This window comes from Priestia sp. FSL P4-0332 (genome assembly GCF_038005845.1).
Classification (GTDB): domain Bacteria; phylum Bacillota; class Bacilli; order Bacillales; family Bacillaceae_H; genus Priestia.
Genome location: NZ_JBBOUA010000001.1, coordinates 3,667,265 through 3,683,696 on the forward strand (window position 1 = coordinate 3,667,265; position 16,432 = coordinate 3,683,696).

23 protein-coding genes and 2 pseudogenes are annotated in these 16,432 nt (G+C 35.8%); 8 read left to right on the forward strand and 17 right to left on the reverse strand.

The annotated features are described in order from the left end of the window. Window positions 1-111: 111 nt before the first annotated feature. Window positions 112-630, reverse strand: a complete 519-nt coding sequence (locus tag MKY06_RS19235; protein ID WP_098322284.1) for a YfiT family bacillithiol transferase — start codon at window positions 628-630, stop codon at window positions 112-114. Between the two features lie 280 nt (window positions 631-910). Here MKY06_RS19235 and MKY06_RS19240 point away from each other — a divergent pair, with 280 nt between their 5' ends. Next, entirely contained in the window at window positions 911-1,138 is a 228-nt protein-coding gene (locus MKY06_RS19240) for a hypothetical protein (RefSeq protein ID WP_098279172.1), read from the forward strand. 76 nt (window positions 1,139-1,214) lie between these two features. On the opposite strand, the gene MKY06_RS19245 is transcribed toward MKY06_RS19240, so the two are convergent. After that, complete coding sequence (locus MKY06_RS19245) at window positions 1,215-1,712, reverse strand: ankyrin repeat domain-containing protein (RefSeq protein WP_057273796.1); 498 nt, start codon at window positions 1,710-1,712, stop codon at window positions 1,215-1,217. Window positions 1,713-1,813: 101 nt separating this feature from the next. Beyond that, window positions 1,814-1,942, reverse strand: a pseudogene (locus tag MKY06_RS19250) (sporulation membrane protein YtaF); the annotation flags it as partial. A 119-nt stretch (window positions 1,943-2,061) separates the two neighbouring features. Between MKY06_RS19250 and MKY06_RS19255 the strand changes: the two are divergent. After that, on the forward strand, window positions 2,062-2,703 hold the full coding sequence (locus MKY06_RS19255; RefSeq protein WP_029323585.1) for a DUF1232 domain-containing protein: 642 nt from the start codon (window positions 2,062-2,064) through the stop codon (window positions 2,701-2,703). 43 nt (window positions 2,704-2,746) lie between these two features. On the opposite strand, the gene MKY06_RS19260 is transcribed toward MKY06_RS19255, so the two are convergent. Next, complete coding sequence (locus MKY06_RS19260) at window positions 2,747-3,013, reverse strand: DUF3973 domain-containing protein (RefSeq protein WP_029323587.1); 267 nt, start codon at window positions 3,011-3,013, stop codon at window positions 2,747-2,749. 190 nt (window positions 3,014-3,203) lie between these two features. Here MKY06_RS19260 and MKY06_RS19265 point away from each other — a divergent pair, with 190 nt between their 5' ends. Further along, the gene (locus MKY06_RS19265) at window positions 3,204-3,548 is read left to right on the forward strand and encodes an SPW repeat domain-containing protein (RefSeq protein ID WP_035439096.1); all 345 of its coding nucleotides are present in this window, start codon (window positions 3,204-3,206) and stop codon (window positions 3,546-3,548) included. 236 nt (window positions 3,549-3,784) lie between these two features. On the opposite strand, the gene MKY06_RS19270 is transcribed toward MKY06_RS19265, so the two are convergent. The 6 genes and pseudogenes from MKY06_RS19270 to MKY06_RS19295 form a co-directional block, all read right to left on the reverse strand. Continuing rightward, the gene (locus MKY06_RS19270) at window positions 3,785-4,657 is read right to left on the reverse strand and encodes an AraC family transcriptional regulator (RefSeq protein ID WP_013058462.1); all 873 of its coding nucleotides are present in this window, start codon (window positions 4,655-4,657) and stop codon (window positions 3,785-3,787) included. 261 nt (window positions 4,658-4,918) lie between these two features. Continuing rightward, entirely contained in the window at window positions 4,919-5,488 is a 570-nt protein-coding gene (locus MKY06_RS19275; RefSeq protein WP_064472004.1) for an MEDS domain-containing protein, read from the reverse strand. A gap of 445 nt (window positions 5,489-5,933) precedes the next feature. Next, window positions 5,934-6,391 (reverse strand): annotated as a pseudogene (locus tag MKY06_RS19280) (AraC family transcriptional regulator). Window positions 6,392-6,541: 150 nt separating this feature from the next. After that, entirely contained in the window at window positions 6,542-7,408 is an 867-nt protein-coding gene (locus MKY06_RS19285; RefSeq protein ID WP_223268984.1) for a pentapeptide repeat-containing protein, read from the reverse strand. A gap of 119 nt (window positions 7,409-7,527) precedes the next feature. Beyond that, a complete protein-coding gene (locus tag MKY06_RS19290; RefSeq protein ID WP_013058466.1) occupies window positions 7,528-7,719 on the reverse strand; it encodes a hypothetical protein in 192 nt (63 codons plus the stop codon). A 160-nt stretch (window positions 7,720-7,879) separates the two neighbouring features. Beyond that, a complete protein-coding gene (locus MKY06_RS19295; RefSeq protein ID WP_289917164.1) occupies window positions 7,880-8,473 on the reverse strand; it encodes an NAD(P)H-dependent oxidoreductase in 594 nt (197 codons plus the stop codon). Window positions 8,474-8,593: 120 nt separating this feature from the next. On the opposite strand from MKY06_RS19295, the gene MKY06_RS19300 reads away from it, so the two are divergent. Continuing rightward, on the forward strand, window positions 8,594-8,971 hold the full coding sequence (locus MKY06_RS19300; RefSeq protein ID WP_029323601.1) for a winged helix-turn-helix transcriptional regulator: 378 nt from the start codon (window positions 8,594-8,596) through the stop codon (window positions 8,969-8,971). A 156-nt stretch (window positions 8,972-9,127) separates the two neighbouring features. On the opposite strand, the gene MKY06_RS19305 is transcribed toward MKY06_RS19300, so the two are convergent. The 5 genes from MKY06_RS19305 to MKY06_RS19325 all read right to left on the reverse strand — a co-directional run bounded on the left by MKY06_RS19305 (window position 9,128) and on the right by MKY06_RS19325 (window position 12,154). After that, window positions 9,128-9,772 (reverse strand): hypothetical protein, encoded by a 645-nt coding sequence (locus MKY06_RS19305; RefSeq protein ID WP_223268983.1) that lies wholly within the window; start codon window positions 9,770-9,772, stop codon window positions 9,128-9,130. A 71-nt stretch (window positions 9,773-9,843) separates the two neighbouring features. Beyond that, on the reverse strand, window positions 9,844-10,167 hold the full coding sequence (locus MKY06_RS19310; protein ID WP_098279170.1) for a hypothetical protein: 324 nt from the start codon (window positions 10,165-10,167) through the stop codon (window positions 9,844-9,846). Window positions 10,168-10,320: 153 nt separating this feature from the next. Beyond that, complete coding sequence (locus MKY06_RS19315) at window positions 10,321-10,506, reverse strand: hypothetical protein (protein WP_064472008.1); 186 nt, start codon at window positions 10,504-10,506, stop codon at window positions 10,321-10,323. A gap of 252 nt (window positions 10,507-10,758) precedes the next feature. After that, window positions 10,759-11,541: a GNAT family N-acetyltransferase gene (locus MKY06_RS19320; protein ID WP_098979974.1), complete on the reverse strand. Its 783-nt coding sequence runs from the start codon at window positions 11,539-11,541 to the stop codon at window positions 10,759-10,761. 91 nt (window positions 11,542-11,632) lie between these two features. After that, a complete protein-coding gene (locus MKY06_RS19325; RefSeq protein ID WP_289917182.1) occupies window positions 11,633-12,154 on the reverse strand; it encodes a GNAT family N-acetyltransferase in 522 nt (173 codons plus the stop codon). A 151-nt stretch (window positions 12,155-12,305) separates the two neighbouring features. Here MKY06_RS19325 and MKY06_RS19330 point away from each other — a divergent pair, with 151 nt between their 5' ends. Together MKY06_RS19330 and MKY06_RS19335 are read left to right on the forward strand one after the other, a co-directional pair. Next, a complete protein-coding gene (locus tag MKY06_RS19330) occupies window positions 12,306-12,737 on the forward strand; it encodes a hypothetical protein (protein ID WP_013058472.1) in 432 nt (143 codons plus the stop codon). A 431-nt stretch (window positions 12,738-13,168) separates the two neighbouring features. Further along, entirely contained in the window at window positions 13,169-13,309 is a 141-nt protein-coding gene (locus tag MKY06_RS19335) for a YvrJ family protein (RefSeq protein WP_013058473.1), read from the forward strand. Window positions 13,310-13,321: 12 nt separating this feature from the next. Here MKY06_RS19335 and MKY06_RS19340 read toward each other — a convergent pair whose 3' ends face one another. Then, on the reverse strand, window positions 13,322-14,587 hold the full coding sequence (locus tag MKY06_RS19340) for a molybdopterin molybdotransferase MoeA (RefSeq protein ID WP_053487630.1): 1,266 nt from the start codon (window positions 14,585-14,587) through the stop codon (window positions 13,322-13,324). A gap of 114 nt (window positions 14,588-14,701) precedes the next feature. On the opposite strand from MKY06_RS19340, the gene moaC reads away from it, so the two are divergent. Continuing rightward, window positions 14,702-15,190 carry a cyclic pyranopterin monophosphate synthase MoaC gene (gene moaC / locus MKY06_RS19345; protein ID WP_029323612.1) on the forward strand — a complete coding sequence of 163 codons (489 nt, stop codon included), beginning with the start codon at window positions 14,702-14,704 and terminating at the stop codon, window positions 15,188-15,190. Between the two features lie 12 nt (window positions 15,191-15,202). Further along, a complete protein-coding gene (locus tag MKY06_RS19350; protein WP_098322289.1) occupies window positions 15,203-15,715 on the forward strand; it encodes a MogA/MoaB family molybdenum cofactor biosynthesis protein in 513 nt (170 codons plus the stop codon). A gap of 33 nt (window positions 15,716-15,748) precedes the next feature. Here the strand turns inward: MKY06_RS19350 and MKY06_RS19355 are convergent, their stop codons facing one another. Continuing rightward, the gene (locus MKY06_RS19355) at window positions 15,749-16,411 is read right to left on the reverse strand and encodes a sulfite oxidase-like oxidoreductase (RefSeq protein ID WP_098322290.1); all 663 of its coding nucleotides are present in this window, start codon (window positions 16,409-16,411) and stop codon (window positions 15,749-15,751) included. Between the last annotated feature and the right edge of the window lie 21 nt (window positions 16,412-16,432).

The following is a 16,432-nucleotide window of genomic DNA, read 5'->3' on the forward strand; positions in this document are numbered from 1 at the left end:
AAAAAATCAGAACAATTAATCGATACTATTGATTAACTGTTCTGATTTTTCTTCAACTAAAATACTTTTGTCCCAGCCTCTTTTCAGAAGTCACATATATTAAATGTTATTCTACCATCCTTTTTGATTTCTTAATGTGGTAATATGAGCAATATGATGCTTTCCATGCCAAGCGTAAGTGGCTATTAATTGCTCAATCGTCACTTCCCCGTTTTCAGGGTGGTGGATCGTTTTCTTTAAATCTATTTCATCAAGTGAGTTTAACACTTTATGAAGACGCTTATGTAAAGCTGAAAAAAGCTGGAGAGAAATTTCTATCGGTAACTCATTATCAGGAAGATTCGACCAAGCCACTTCATCATATGCCTTAATAGTAGGCTCTTGCTCTGTTAACCCTAATTTAAAACGGGTATAAGCATTCATATGGGAGTCAGCTAAATGATGGACAACTTGACTTAATGTCCAACCGCCTTCTCGATAAGGCGTAGCTAACTGCTCACTCGTTAGTCCTTTTACAGCATCAGCTAATTGCTTTGGTGCATCTTCAATGTCATGAATCCAACCTTGAATATCCTCTTTTTGAATATGTTCTTTCACCGTAAATTTCCCAATCGGATATTGATTAAACATACACCCTCATCCCTTTCTATTGCTCTCAATATCTATTATAGCAACTTTAGGTGCATATGAGTTTAAATATTCAGAATCCATACTTCCCGATAAAGTATTCCAAATTATGAATACAGTGTACACTTTCAGTTAGCATATTGCCGTTTATCCCCAATAAAAAATAATGTAGTCTCCCTTTACTATGGTTCATGATAAGTATTCCTCTAAATTAAGGCCACTTTCAACTAAAATAATAACCGTATAGATAAACATTCCGTAAGATTAAGGTGAGGTGATTAAAATGAGCAATAATTATAAAAGCTATTTCTACAGTAAGTTCTTTTTAGTATATTTTATTACACTTTCATTATTTATTATCGTTGATATCGTAGAATCAGGAAGAATTACACTTTTTTCTTTGGGAGACAGCTGGAATTTCATTTTATATCAAATTGGTTTTTGTTTAATTGCTAGTGGCTTTTTTAGTGCATTCATTGCAAACTTATTATGGAAAATGAAAAAAAGATAAGTAATTAATTAAAGATTGAAAATAGAAAATACATACTATATATATTTTTAGTTAACATAAAATCTCCTACTATATATTAAGCTTTATTATTTAAATACTGAGTAAGTAAATGAACTGCGCTGTCTTGTTTTTTCTCTATTGCAACCTCTAAAGGTGTTTTCCCATCATCTTTTTGTATCTCGATATCTGCACCTTTTTCGATGAGAAGTTTAATCATATTTTCATCTCCTAGCAACGAGGCCTCATGAAGGCTAGTCCATCCACCGCTTTGTTTTGCATTTACATCTGCGCCTTTTGTAAGCAACAAGTCTACAGCTTGAATTTGCTTATTTGCTACTGCTGCATGAAGAGGCATGTTTTCATTCGAATTTTTAGCCTTAATATGAATATCCGCCCCTAGCGACAACAATAACTTAGCGCTATCCACTTGCCCAAAATAACAAGCTAAATGTAAAGGTGTCCACCCATCTGAATTAAAAGCGCTAAGTAAAGATGGCTCTTTATTTAATAACGCTTTTATCTCTTCACTTTCTCCATTCACCGCCGCATTTGTTATTTGATCAATATATTCCACTTTATATCCCCCTAATATATAGAAATACCTTGATTACATTTCCATTTTATCATAATTTTGTGGATGAACACGATATTCAAAAGTAGTTACCATAGAAATCAACAAATAGCTGCTATTAGTAAATTAGAAAGCCATCTTATCCTGATTTTTCGTACTCCATAAGATATTCCTACGCCAAAGTTATCTATACTTGATGATAGGGCAAAACCTAAAATGAATAACCATTCCATTTTGTATCCTCCTTTTGATGATAATATTGAGGAAATTTGCTTACTTGTTGCATATATTGTTGATAAACCTTCAATAAAATAAATACTGCGCGTTGAAAAATATAAAGAGGTGAATCACAATGTCTAACACCAAAAATGAACAAAGCCTTGGTCTGTTATTGAGGTCTTTATTAAAGGAAAATGCTTTATCTATGCGGAAGCTCAGCTCACTTACGGGGATTGATACGGCAACTGTTTCACGGATTATAAATGGAAAGCAGCAAGCAAATCTACATCATTTAAAGCAGTTTGCGCATTATTTAAATACGCCTCTTGAAGCATTAATTGACCCTGCTGGAGCTGCTTCAAACAATACAGAAAATGAAGTAGAAACAGGCATTCATTACTCCATTGATAAAATTCAAGAAATACTTAAATCTTTTGATATAGTGGATACAAACTTTACGATTGAACGTGTAAAACAAGAACTAACAAAATACAAGCAATATGCACAGACCGACGAAGGACACAGCATGATTCTAGATAACTTTCAATCCAAAATAGAGCAAGTAGGCAGCGTTGGTACCTTTATTGATCAATTAAAGCAAATGTATCTTGAATATTGCAGCGAAGAAACCTCGGCTGCCAAGCGCTCTATTTTGGGAAGTGCGCTATTGTATTTTATTTTGCCTACCGATATTATCCCAGACTACGTCTTTCCAATTGGATATCTAGACGATGCAATAGCTGTACAACTAGTGATGAATCAACTTACGGAATAAAGACTGCGTTTTATTAAGGGAACTGAACGCGGCATACCGCTATTTATTGTGAAAACGGAACTTTTTCTGGACGATGAGCAGGTAAATACTCTATTGCTTTCTTTAATTTAGATAATTTCTTTGGCACAATCTTTTTGATGATTTTTTCTTTTTCACATGGTTTGCATGACTCATGGTTACATCTATGCGCACACATACCTAAAGGAATTTTCTCTCCTACAAATGGATCTATATAGACTCCATTTTCAAATAACTTACTTTTAATAAAATTTTCATTTTGCAATCTGCAGCAATTAACACAATAGTACATTTGTTTTTCACTCTCTTTCTTATACTTGATTTTGAAACATCTTATGAGAACTCATCAACAGAAGTGCTTGTTCCTACATGGAAAGTTGAAAAAATCTCAACAAACGTTGAAGAATACTCAACACACGTTACTTACAAACATGTAGTTTAAGTATGACATCATACAGAGTGTCATACATCGAGGAGGGATAATGGTGAAAACAAGAGGTATTATTAACGCTGTAATCGGTATTTGGTTTGTTATTGCCCCTTGGATGCTTGGGTTTTCATACGATGCAGGGGCTACTTCAGCAAGTATTGTATTTGGAAGCCTTCAAGTGATTATGTCTTTTTGGGGAGTTACTAAACCCGGATGGAATTTATGGCAAAATTGGATTTCGCTCATTACCGGATTATGGTTTATTCTTTTTCCCTTTATTTATTCATTAACAGACGGGGTGCTTTGGTCTAGCGTCGTACTTGGGTTAATGACCGTATTATTTAGTTTATGGAGCTTGAACTCTAAAGCAAGATTAAAATTAAAAGCTGTAAGTTAAAAAGCGAATAATATTCCACTTTTTACTTAAACTACTCAAGATACCGCAACGTATCGACTATGTGAGAAATAATTCTCCTAGCAGAAAAGCTCCCTACGGAAATAGGGAGCTTTTTCTGCTTTTTATGTAAGGCTTGTACAGATTTAGTCAACGCAATGTATTTTATAGAAAGCTATAAAAGAGAAAAGGTAGATCACATTTGCGATCTACCTTTTCTCTCCATTACGGAGTCATCATTACTTTTTTAACACCGGTATCCATATTTCACTTTTAAAGGTTGGCGACGTTACATTTTTATGTTCATTCCATAAGATTTCCGGTCCTTCTACTTGTTCATAATTTGAGGATGGAAACCATTCTGAATAAATTCGTCCCCATACATCTTGTAATGTGTCAGGAAATGGCCCGACTGCTTCGAATACAGCCCATGTTCCAGCGGGCACTTCAAGTTGTACTAAATGATCGGGACAATCCTTAGTTGTGGCTACACCGATATAATGGTCCAGCTGCCCTTTTTCCTCCATTCTCCCTTCAGAAAAGTTCACAGATGCACTAAGCAAACCTAATGGTGTAACATTAGAAAGTTCTTTTAATTTACGTATTGTTTCATCGTTCAAGCTTTCCCACATAGCAGCAATCTTTGGGTTAACTCCATGAAAAATTATCGGAACTCTTTCTTTAATACCAACGATATGAAAGGCCTCTTTTTCCTCAATTCGATAATTCATTTCATTTCCTCCTTTAATTGATAACTGAAAGGTCATTTTTGGAAATGCTTTAAGTGAACTCCCATTTTTTTTAGCTTCCGAAGGAGTTATACCGTGTAGATTTTGAAAAGCCCTTGTAAACGAATCCGGTGAGCTGTAATTGTACTTGATCGCAACATCAATGACTTTGATGTTACTATCTTTAAGTTCAAATGCTGCAAGTGTAAGACGTCTTCGGCGAATATATTCTGATAAAGTAATGCCTGCAAGAAAAGAAAACATCCTTTTAAAGTGATACTCAGAGCAAAGAGCCAGCCTTGCTACTTCTCTAAAATCGATATCATTGGTTAAATTCTCCTCAATATAGTGTAAAGCTCTATTCATATTTCTAAGCAAATCCATTTGTATGACCTCCCTTATTATCAGAATAGCAGGATTTGAATAAGGCTATCCGACATTTCATGCACAGTTATGCAGGCTTTTTCCTTCTGTTCATAAGTTCCTACAAACTTAAACAAGCTATTCAAAATGCAATTTCAGCTAGCATAATAACTTTAGAAAACAACAAATAAAGAGCCTTAAATTATAAGCCTCTTTATTTGTTCTCTATTTACCTGTGGACTTGCCTTGGTTTTTATGAGTAAATCCCAACTAAAATATCAATTACACTGCATCTGTCATTATATATAAATTGGATGGGATAATTTTGTTTTCTAAAATTAAGTATGGATGGCACTTCATTAAAGCAAGTTTAAGAACTTCTGGTACTCTCTCTTCATCATAAGCGCATACTAAATGTAATCCGCCTTTATTTACTAATTTGTCTGCTTCATTTTCAAACTCTTCTAAAATAGGTACAATTCCTTCTTGCTGTCCCCATTCTACATGAGCCCATATTTGAAAAGATCTATTGTTTTTATAGAAGGGATCTAAGTGTCGAGAGAGATGTTCAAAGATTATAGCAGGCTGAAAACTTCCACTTGAACAGTAATAATCAAAATTATTAATAGTATGTATATATGTTAATTGGTCTTCAGTTAGAATTTCCTCTAACTTTTCAAAAATTAATGGAATTAATCTTTCACTTTCTATAACTAACGTATGCCTCTCCTGTTCAATTCCCGACACAATATAAGACACAAGATTATCTAAGTAACTTCTCATGTCGTCAATATTATAGTAAATATGAACGCTTTCATTATTCTGTATTAATTGAGCAAACTGATTTTTCAAGTGTGTACGCTCCCTTATATAAAATCAACCTAAATTTCAAGAATCTTAAACTAGTAAATTGTCTATTCGTTAGAACAATTCTACGCTTTGCATTCTTGTCTGTCAAAACTGGATGTTCTCCCATTTGTTTTGGGGTGTACAGCTGTTTTTAGAGCAGTGTAGCTATATTGATTGCAAACGGTATAACGTTTGCGGCAATTATTCTGGCGCCTTGACTAAAGAATACTATACCCCTTTTCAAATACGATTAAAGCCTAACAAGAAATAATGACAGAATTAAGTTTACTTATTCTTTCAAATAAATCTTCGCGTAGCATGGATAGAAGCATCACCCATCTATTTTTTAGTTTGTATAGCCTACAAAATAGCTATCATAACACGCGTTACAAGTAGAAAAAAGATCTTAAACTTCTAGGGAAGTTCAGGATCTTCAAATAAAAAGCTCTTATTTTTTTAATGTTATAGGTACACAAATATCACAATAATCAATCTCATTATTGTCACCATAATATCGTTCAAAGATTGGCCTTGGATCAACTTCATAACCCGCTTCTAACAAGCCAGAAAAAATGGTAGCCCACGCTTTTTGAATTTCTTCTGCAGTATGCTTAACTTTGTATATTGCATACTGTCCCCTACTAATTGATCTTCACTAAAATCATCGTCAACGTAATATTCACTAGAAATGACGATACCAGCATCATAGCGACAATTCTCAGGAGCTGTTTCTTCAGGATTGTCCCGTGCGATGCTCAGAATTATTGAATCTTTAGTAAACAATCCCTTCTTTTTAGCCAAACGTTTTAACTTCTCCATCACTTTAACATTATGAGGACCATATGGCCCAACTTGCCTCACATATGCAATTCGGTAATTTGGTAAAGTATCAATCTTCATATTCATCTCACTCTGCCCCTTTTTCATCAATATTTACTGCAATGAAAAAGTTATCACTATTTAAAAAGATAATCACTTAAATTTTTAAAAATTTACCATTTATAGAAATACAGTTTATATAAGCGCGGTTCTAAGCATAAAAAAGGAGCTCAAGAACTATTGAACTAGTCCTTGAGCTCCTCCTTTTACCCAATGTTCTGGGATTGCTAAAGCAGACGGCAACTTTGTATGTACATTTCCCTTTGCCGCATTCACCTGTGCCTGAGTAAGAAAAATACTTCCTGTCAGGTCGGCACCGCTCAAATCAGCATCCCTAAAGTCTGCACCAATAAGATCAGTTAACCGGAGATCCGCATCTCTAAGATCAGCAGCTATAAATAACGCTCCCTTTAAATTAGCTCCTCTAAGATTAGCTCTTCTTAGGTTAGCACCGATATAGTCACTACTACGCTTGAATTTCTTTCCCAACTTTTTATTAGATGTTTTAGGACGTACCAATTCACTTGTACGTACAAGCAAGTCCTTCACTTTCATTCGATGTTCATGTACATCAATTTTTAAAATATCCTCTGGGCTTTGTTTGATCAGGCTTTCAGTTTCTTCAAAAGAAATTTTTAAATCATTGTGAATTGGTTTTGTAGCTTGAAATTGGAGTGCCTCACTTAAATACCACAGCATTTCATGCAGCTGCTGAACAATAGGAAATACCTCAAACATTTCTTTAGCCCTTGTTTTGTTAGCTCTCCAATCATTTCCTATATATATAACTTGAGAAACTCTTTGACCTGCACCAAAACACTCATACCCCACACAGCCTTTGAATCCCGTAGTGATAAGGTTTTTATGAATGGAACATGAATAGTTTGGCTGTAAATGACGACAAGGAGTCCCGCCATCTTTATTAAATGCGAAATCAGCAGATTGTGCATAAGGTAAAGCTACGCAGCACAAACCAAAACAACTTGAACAGTCGGAACGTAAATTATCTCGAATATCATTATTTATTTCTAATTTATTAGACAAAACAACCATTCCTCTCATGTTAATAGCGACAAAAAGGAAAATAAAGTTAATTCCACCTTATATTTAGTGTGTAAAATACAGATTTTTTTAGTAAATTCTTTCGTAAACCTTAAAGAAAGTTACCTATTTACAGTACCTTCTATTGCTACTAAATACATTATGCTATCAATCCCAAGCCCTGTATCTATAAGCACAGCTTTATTTTCTCCGATAAGCAAAAAAGAATGGACTTTTTCCCAATGCCCACATTCGCTAATGGCATAAGTTTTATCATCAATCGTTTGCACTGTAAACCAAGAATCTTTAATCATATAACAGGCAGTGACTTACTACTAAGTTCGATATTTATACGATTATGTCCTCTCAAAACCTTCAATTATTCAGAAAATAGAATGTATGCCATATGCTGCTTCTAAGTATTAAAAAGAGCATCTAATCACCACATTAGATGCTCTTTCTTTTTCCCTTTGTTTATTCATTAACAGACAAGGTACTTTCGTCTAGCTGTTTTAAATAATTATGAAAACGAATTTTCGGATTTAATTCTGTATTTGTAATATGCTTTACATAGCCAATTGAACTTTGAGTGATATCATAGTCACTGATTTTATTTGAACGATATTCAATAAAAGGAGGAAGATAAATCATGCCAACTAAACTAGCAGATGCCTGGAATGGCTTTGTTATTTCGCTTACTGAAAATAAATTATACCCACCCGCTTGATAAGAATGTTCAGGCGAACCGATGGAAATAGCCAACACCCACTCCTTTCCCCTAAGCTTCGTTCCGCCAGGGCCATGAGCCCACCCAAAAGTAAACACTTCATCAAACCACTGTTTTAAAAGTGGCGGGCTGCTGTACCAGTATAATGGAAACTGAAAAACAATACGATCATGAGCAAGAAGCAGCTGCTGTTCAACTTTCACATCAATGGGTTGATCACAATATGTTTCATAAAGATCATGAACCGTTAAATCCGTTTGATTCAAAGCTGATTCCTTCCATTTTTTATTTACTCGAGAAGATTCAATATGTGGATGTGCAATGAGTACTAATGTTTTCATAATATAGACCTCCTTTTTATTTTTGGTATGATTATATTGTATATTTTGTAATAAATTAGAGGAAGTACGCACATTAATTAAACATAGTATAAAACCGTATACTACAGGGAGTGAAAATGGATGAGAAACCAAAAAGTAGGCTTCGATTATTCACCCAGTAAAGTCGGGTGCCCGGTCGAAACCACATTAGACGTAATAGGTGGAAAATGGAAAGGAATTATACTTTATCATCTCATTGATGGAAAGAAGCGTTTTAATGAGTTCCGAAAACTATATCCTGCCATTACACAGCGCATGCTGACTTTACAATTAAGAGAGTTAGAAAAAGACGGGATTGTTCACCGTGAAATCTATAAAGAAATCCCCCCAAAAGTAGAGTACTCCCTAACCGAATTCGGAAGATCTCTCGAACCAATCATTTTGCTTATGAAAGACTGGGGAGAAACGCATAAGAACAGAATTATTAATGCGAGAGCAATGGAAAAAGAAGAAATTTGAAGATAAATTTGAAGATAAATTAGTGTATTTCTTATATCGCCTATTTGTCATAACCACCGTTATAAAGCAGCAAAAGCCTTTAAAACAAATAGTTTTAAAGGTCTTTTATATTTTCCTAATATGCTATAAAAACGCTCTTCTTAAAAAATATAAATTTTAAAATTCTTTGCGTATCTCCTTACCTGATTGTGGTACACCTTTCTTTACATAGTTTAAAGTAACTGTACCATGCTTTAGTTCAGCTTCTTTTTTTAAGAAAGATACCATTTCACTGAAAGTCTCTGCATCTTCTTTTTTCGGTTTTCGAGCAATGGAGATAGTAATTGAAGGCGAAGCATTATAATCCTTATAACTAGTGGCGATATTAGGATTAATATTATATGTCTTTCCTACTTGCGCATCGTAAAATACAATGAGCTCATCTAACGGTTCAAACTTCTGTATAATGTAAGGGCGAACTTTTTTATTTAATTGACTTTCCCACTTAGAAGAAATATAGCTATCTTCCATTTCATTTACTTCATCGTTGTAGTAAACAAGAAAATTTGTCTGATCCTTTTCATTAGTTACCTTTGCTGCATATTCAAAAGGAAAATTCCCCATATTGTCGTATAAGGTATCATAAATAACAGTTGAATCTGTAAAATGTGTCTTCAAATACTTTTTAGCTTCTACTTTTACTTTTTCTTCTTTATCTTCGTCTGGCTTTAACGACTGATTAAATATAAAAATGGCTCCTACAACAACAATTATTACTAGGCTAATAATCAGCACTAACCCCTTTGCTACCCTCTTCATCATTTACCCTCTTCCTTCAAATATTTTATTAACCTTATCGATTTGTTTCATCCTATTTGAAGATTTAGTTAACGTTATAGCCTTACCTTCTTTAACGAAAAATGTGGTTTGAAACTAATTTCCACTTCCGTATTGTCATCGTTCCCCAAGATCTTTAAGCGATCATTTTCTCCTTTAATTTGGCTAATATCTTCTAAATCAAAGTTAAAGATTAACCCTTTAAAGTGTTTATAACTTAAACTTACACTGCACTTACTTTCATGTACTGACATCGTCAATAGTAAATGAAACCCATGATCGTCATCCTTGCTGTACATAAACATACCTGTCTGATAATCAATCATTACTACAGGCTCGTCTTCAAATAACTCAAGCATTTCATATTCATCGTACTTCATTAGTATTTAGATCCTCCTATCTTACTTGCATGAGTACCCACCTGAGCTGAAATATTTAGTAGATACATAGATACACTATCAATGCTAATAAAATCCCATTTCTCCATATAAAAAATGCCTGGATAGGCATTATCCAAGCACTCTGAAAATTCATTATGTATGATTTTTCTTTCTTACCTGTACACCTGTATAAATAGAATTACCTATTAATATTGCGGTTCCTAGAAGCCAGCCCACCGTAGGAGAGTGCTCGAATACATCTTTCAAAGCCAGCCCTAAAGAAATGGCTGCTACTCCTAGCATTAATAAAAGGACAGTAATGCTTTGCTGTCTTTGCATATATGCCCCCCTCACCTGCTTTTTCTTCTAAATTATTGTTTTTCTGTCTGCTCTTTTTGCCCAACAATCCAAGCTAAAGATAAAATTGAAACAGTTACAACTGCTGCCGTTAACATCCCTATATCCCCCTCTTATTCCTTATAATTACATTGTAACATACTTTTAGAACAGTGCTTACACATGCTTATTCTATCTAGACTTTGTTGCTTTAAAAGTATAACCGGTACAAAAAAGCCCTACTTTTAGGGCTTTTCATTTTAATACATATAAAGCGTACCTCTCTTCATTAGAAAATCCAAGTTTACTAGCTAATGCTTTTGACGCTTCATTATTATTATCGCAATCCCAAGCAGGCATAACATTCTTTTCTAAACACTTATTTATAAACTCTTGACCCACTATTTTTCCCAATCCTTGTCCTCTATAGCTAGGATTAGTCACAATATCGATTTCAGCTATTGTTCCACTATGAAAGATAGACACACATTCAGCGACAATATTTTCTTTATGGATAACACAAACTCCTAATCCGTTTTTAAAAAAATGACTTTCTGATCCCCAGTAATCGACTATATATGATTCATTGAAATTCTCACTTCCCCTTAAAAAATCAGAGTTAAAATCTTTTAACTCATAAAGATCGGGAAGGTTATACTTAGAAGGAACTTTTGGAGGAACAAATCTATACTTAGAACGTATCATTTTCTTTACGTACGGTTTGAAAGTCTCGTCAAAAAGAGCCTCCCAATCGGTCGATGGAGTAAAAACAGTAAAACGTTTTTCCTTGCCATAAACCTTCTCAACGAAGTAACGATAGAGAGAATTATTAAACACTAAGTCATTTCCTTGACCAAATACATAATAGTCCCCTGCACGTATTCTAAGAAATCCTGACGTTGGCTTCATACTATCATTTACGTACACAGACCCTTGAATCACACGATTAACAACAGAAAAAGCAAATGTAGGAGTCTTAAATGATGCTTTTAAAATGTTGTGTATCTTATGATAATCTTTTGGTTCTAAACAATGCATTTGATCTCCCTCCTTAATAAAGTATTTGTTTATCTATTTCTTTCTAGTTAACACAAAACATGTCATAGGCTATTTAAAAAATTAACTGCCGCTATCCTTCTTTAGTAAGTAAATAAGAAGGATGTTGCAACCCCGTAGGTTTATAAAACTCATCATGTGTGTATTTAAACCCTAATTTATTAAGTGATTTTGCAGAGTCTCTATTTTTAGGGTTATGCCCCGCAAATAAACTGCTTACCTCAAGGTTAGTAAAAGAGTAATCTATGACTGCTTGACTTGCTTCTTGAGCTATTCCCTTTCCCCAATAAGGACGTTTTAAGTGTATGCCAAACTCCAGAGTTTTACCTTGAATATTGTAAGGTCGCACACCACAGCAACCTACATGTTCGTTCGTTTGGAGTAAAAAAACAGGCCAGTACTGAATGTTATGTTGACGATACATATCTATTTCTCTATCAAGTCTATTTTGCACTTCCTCCACAGACATTTTTCCATTTGCCACAATAAATTTCGTTACGTTTTCATCTCCCCAAAGAGAGTTTGCATATTTAACATCATCACTATGCCAAATGGAAAATCCTAACCTTTCCGTTTTCAAGAAATACTCTCTCATATACGTATCCTCTTCTCTTTTTACGTTTATATATTTGTTAATTAATACCACACAAGATTATTTTACTGCAAACTGAATACTATACTCTTTAGATTTAACAATATCTAATTTATTAAAATATCGTAAATCAACACTTTAATAGGAGGAACTTATGATATCGCTTCATAGAATTTTAAAATTGCGTGATTTAGAAATCTTCCATGTATCAAGAAATGGAAGAATTATATCTTATGTAGTTATTGAAGACACTCGAAATCCATTTACAGAAGAAGATAAAAAACTAGATCCATTATGTTATATGGATGCAGAAGATATTGACGCGATTTTAAACGTTTTTAGGATTTCGATCATTAATGATGAAAAATTAAACGAAGAAGATTCAGACCTTATAACGTCGTTCTTTTCAGACTTTGTTAATAATACAAATTTAACAAACTTTATTATTAAGGAATACATTCAAGAAGATTTGTATGATCATGAGGTTAATCTAAAATTCTTCAATAAAATGTTAAAGAATATAGGTTCAAATTATAGTATTGAAGAATTTGATGAAATGAACTGGATTTATTTATCTCAGGATTAAAATATGAACTGTGTACACAACCACTCTCTTAGGCACACAGCGAAAAAGAGAACCCTTAGGGAAGTAAGAGTTCTGAAAAAGTCACTTTTATAGAATATGCAGCTTTTTATACATCCTTAATTTAGTTGGTTTTTCATTAGGAGGACCAATTAAATCAATGAATCAAAAGTGCACCTCTTATTCATATGTTAGAACACATCAAAAGTATTATTTATATTAAAAAATATGTTATAGTTTAATTCCAATAATCGTTCATACTTGAATACGTATAAATGAACCCTTACAAAAAAGCAGCCTCGCTTGCCAATGCCGAGGCTGCTTTTTCTTATTTTTTAAGGACTTTTGTCTTGAAAATGGACGTCTGCCCTGCGAACAAATACTTAGAAATCACATATTATAATATATCTTCTAAGTGAAGGAGGTATGCTATTATGGAAAACTTAGTTAGCTATATTAAAGATTTAGGCTTTCCAATTGCCCTATCTTTTTACTTACTTGTTCGCATTGAAAGCAAATTAGATCGAATTACAGAGCTGCTTCAAGTTCTTATTGAAAAAAAGGACAAGCAATAAGCAGACTGCTATTTATACCCAAAGCGAACTCGTGCCTTCGTTTTCAAGATGCAGCACGTTCACTTCTGTTCCTTTATCATACCCATGCTCTCCACCTGGAAGAACAACCAGCGCATTTGCTGCAGCTAATGACGAAATAGCGCCTGACTTGTCCATTCCAACTGGCGTTACAACAAGCCTTCCGCCTTCGTCTGTAATTTCTCCTCGCACCATTCTCGTAAATGCATTAGGCTCTTTAAAACGTCCGTTTAACACCGCTTTTGTTTTATGTAAATGGGGCGCCGGTGAATGCAAAAAGCTGCGAACAATCGGACGAACAAACAGTTCAAACCCGACATAGCAAGCAGAAGGATTTCCCGATAGTCCAAACAGCAGCTGCCCGTTTCGTTCTGCGACTGTTGTGACGCTTCCCGGCCGCATCGCAATTTTGTTAAACAGCACATTCGCACCAAGCTTTTCATAAATAGCCGGCAAATAATCATAGTCCCCAACGGATACCCCACCGGTTGTCAGTAAAATATCCACTTCTTCGAGCGCTTTTTCTACCGCTTCATAGCAGCGGTCAAAGTCGTCTTCAAGCTTTCCTAAGTATTTCGGAACCCCGCCGCTTCTTATAATTTGCGCGAGTGCCATATAGGAGTTACTGTTGCGGATTTTTCCTGGTTCTAGCGGCTCGTTCACATCAAGCAGTTCGCTGCCCGTTGTTAAAACCCCAACAACCGGCTGCTTCACGACAGCGACATCGGCATAGCCAAACGTAGCTAAAAAAGCCGTGACGCCCGGATTGATCCGCGTCCCTTTTGAAACAAGCACGTCTCCTTTTTTCGTTTCTTCTCCTTTTAATGCAATGTGCTCCCACTTTGAAGCCCGCCGGCTTAACGCCATATACGTCTTTCCTTCTTTTTCATAAGACTTCGTTACTTCAAGCATCACAACCGCATCACATGAATGAGGCACCTGCGCTCCTGTCATAATGCGCACCGCTTGAAACGGCTTTACTTCTCCTTCAAAAACAGAGCCGGCGCCAATTTCACCTACTACCTCGAACTCGACAGGATGTTCACTTGAGACTTCTACACAGTCTTGCGCTCGAATTGCAAAGCCGTCATAAAGCGATTTATTAAAATGAGGAACGTTTTGGTCGGCGATAATATCTTCTCCTAAATAGCGTCCGTAGCTTTCGGTGATTGATACGCGTTCAATGCTGCCTTTTCTTTTATATGTCATAACTTTTTCAATTGCTTCAGGAATTGAAATAGGTGTTCTGCTTTCTAACATACATTCTTCACTTCCTTTATGTCTGTTCACTTTTTACGCTATGGTGTAAAATCATAGCATATCTCACTATTTCTATCATACAACAAAATTTACTGAAAAAGGATGAAAACACCGATGTCTTCTTTTACACATTTTAATGACCAAGGCCGTGCCAATATGGTCGATATTAGCGAAAAATCTATTACTCGCCGCGTTGCAACAGCTCGTTCAAGTATACTTGTTAACAAAGAAATTCACGAAGCCATTGTAGAACATAAAATCGGAAAAGGCGACGTACTTGCTGTCGCGCAAGTAGCGGGAATCATGGCAGCAAAACGTACGTCTGACATTATTCCGATGTGTCACCCTCTTCTATTAAAAGGCGTAAACCTTTCATTCGACTGGGACACAAGCAATGATCAGTACCGTTTATTAATAGAAGCAACGGTTAAAACCGAAGGCTCAACGGGTGTTGAAATGGAAGCTTTAACCGCTGCTTCCGCCTGTGCACTAACCGTTTATGATATGTGCAAAGCCATTGATAAAGGAATGATTATCGGCGAAACATATTTGTTTGAAAAATCAGGCGGCAAAAACGGTGACTACAAACGCACAGAAGCGTAAAGGAGGTACATAATGAGCGTACACGAACATAAATCCAAAGCAACGCAGCCCGTTCGCTGCAAAGTTATTACAGTATCAGACACGCGTACAAAAGAAAGCGATAAAAGCGGCGCGCTGATGATGGAACTTCTAAAAGAACATGACATGCAAGTCGCCTCCTATGAAATTGTAAAAGACGATCAAACGTCGATTCAACAAGCGATACTTGCCGGATGCAGTGATGATGGCATCGACGTTGTTCTGACAACTGGAGGGACAGGCATCACAAAACGAGACGTCACAATTGAAGCCGTTCAAGCGCTGATTCATAAAGAAATCGTTGGATTTGGTGAGCTGTTTCGCATGCTGAGCTACATCGAAGACATTGGCAGCGCAGCAATTATGAGCCGGGCAATTGCCGGGACGATTAACGAAAAAGCCGTTTTCTCTACACCGGGATCAAGCGGTGCTGTTCGTCTAGCCATGACCAAGCTGATTTTGCCTGAGCTTCGCCACGTTGTGTGGGAATTAAAACGCCAGCGCTAACAAAATGCCTATGCGCACGCATAGGCATTTTCATTAATCATAGTCTTTATGTACCCACTCATCTTCTGGAATGCCTAAATCTTCTCCAGAAAAACGCTCTTCTTTAAACGGATCTCCTCTAAGATGAAAGCCGTTTTGCTCCCAAAAGCCAGGATGATTTTCATCAATGACTTCAAAGCCTCGAAGCCATTTAACACTTTTCCAAAAGTACAAATGCGGAACAATCAATCGCAGCGGATATCCATGCTTAGCTGTAAGCGGCTCTCCGTTAAAGGAATGAGCAAGAAGAATATCGTCTCTCAGTAAATCTTCTACCTCAATGTTTGACGTATAGTTATTGTCTCCGTGCAGCATGATGTATTTACTTTTTAACTCTACGCCGATTGCTTTTAAAAAGTCTGTAAACAGCACGCCCGTAAATTCATTATCAAGTCTTGTCCATCTCGTTACGCAGTGAATATCACATTTCACCGTCGTTTGCGGCATGTCCAATATCTCTTGATATGAAAGGGTCACTTCCTTGTCTACTAATCCAAATACGCGAAGCGTCCACTCCTCTAGGTTATACTCCGGCACGTCTCCTTCATGTAAAATCGGAAAGCGCTCCGTCACTACTTGCCCCGGAGGCACTCGTCCTTCATACTTTGGATCAATTTCTGGTGTTTTCATTCGTTTAATACGGTCTGCTTTGTTCATAGGTACCACCTCTTTATTTTT

Bases quoted from the DNA above. Each gene is read 5' to 3' on its own strand.
- MKY06_RS19350 (WP_098322289.1), top strand. From the start codon at position 15,203: ATGAGCGTACACGAACATAAATCCAAAGCAACGCAGCCCGTTCGCTGC.
- MKY06_RS19315 (WP_064472008.1), bottom strand. From the start codon at position 10,506: ATGCAAAGACAGCAAAGCATTACTGTCCTTTTATTAATGCTAGGAGTA.
- MKY06_RS19260 (WP_029323587.1), bottom strand. From the start codon at position 3,013: ATGTACTATTGTGTTAATTGCTGCAGATTGCAAAATGAAAATTTTATT.
- MKY06_RS19310 (WP_098279170.1), bottom strand. From the start codon at position 10,167: ATGAAGTACGATGAATATGAAATGCTTGAGTTATTTGAAGACGAGCCT.
- MKY06_RS19270 (WP_013058462.1), bottom strand. From the start codon at position 4,657: ATGGATTTGCTTAGAAATATGAATAGAGCTTTACACTATATTGAGGAG.
- MKY06_RS19255 (WP_029323585.1), top strand. From the start codon at position 2,062: ATGTCTAACACCAAAAATGAACAAAGCCTTGGTCTGTTATTGAGGTCT.
- MKY06_RS19295 (WP_289917164.1), bottom strand. From the start codon at position 8,473: ATGAAAACATTAGTACTCATTGCACATCCACATATTGAATCTTCTCGA.
- MKY06_RS19325 (WP_289917182.1), bottom strand. From the start codon at position 12,154: ATGAGAGAGTATTTCTTGAAAACGGAAAGGTTAGGATTTTCCATTTGG.
- MKY06_RS19300 (WP_029323601.1), top strand. From the start codon at position 8,594: ATGAGAAACCAAAAAGTAGGCTTCGATTATTCACCCAGTAAAGTCGGG.
- MKY06_RS19235 (WP_098322284.1), bottom strand. From the start codon at position 630: ATGTTTAATCAATATCCGATTGGGAAATTTACGGTGAAAGAACATATT.
- MKY06_RS19355 (WP_098322290.1), bottom strand. From the start codon at position 16,411: ATGAACAAAGCAGACCGTATTAAACGAATGAAAACACCAGAAATTGAT.
- MKY06_RS19290 (WP_013058466.1), bottom strand. From the start codon at position 7,719: ATGATTAAAGATTCTTGGTTTACAGTGCAAACGATTGATGATAAAACT.
- MKY06_RS19320 (WP_098979974.1), bottom strand. From the start codon at position 11,541: ATGCATTGTTTAGAACCAAAAGATTATCATAAGATACACAACATTTTA.
- moaC (WP_029323612.1), top strand. From the start codon at position 14,702: ATGTCTTCTTTTACACATTTTAATGACCAAGGCCGTGCCAATATGGTC.
- MKY06_RS19330 (WP_013058472.1), top strand. From the start codon at position 12,306: ATGATATCGCTTCATAGAATTTTAAAATTGCGTGATTTAGAAATCTTC.
- MKY06_RS19305 (WP_223268983.1), bottom strand. From the start codon at position 9,772: ATGATGAAGAGGGTAGCAAAGGGGTTAGTGCTGATTATTAGCCTAGTA.
- MKY06_RS19265 (WP_035439096.1), top strand. From the start codon at position 3,204: ATGGTGAAAACAAGAGGTATTATTAACGCTGTAATCGGTATTTGGTTT.
- MKY06_RS19240 (WP_098279172.1), top strand. From the start codon at position 911: ATGAGCAATAATTATAAAAGCTATTTCTACAGTAAGTTCTTTTTAGTA.
- MKY06_RS19335 (WP_013058473.1), top strand. From the start codon at position 13,169: ATGGAAAACTTAGTTAGCTATATTAAAGATTTAGGCTTTCCAATTGCC.
- MKY06_RS19340 (WP_053487630.1), bottom strand. From the start codon at position 14,587: ATGTTAGAAAGCAGAACACCTATTTCAATTCCTGAAGCAATTGAAAAA.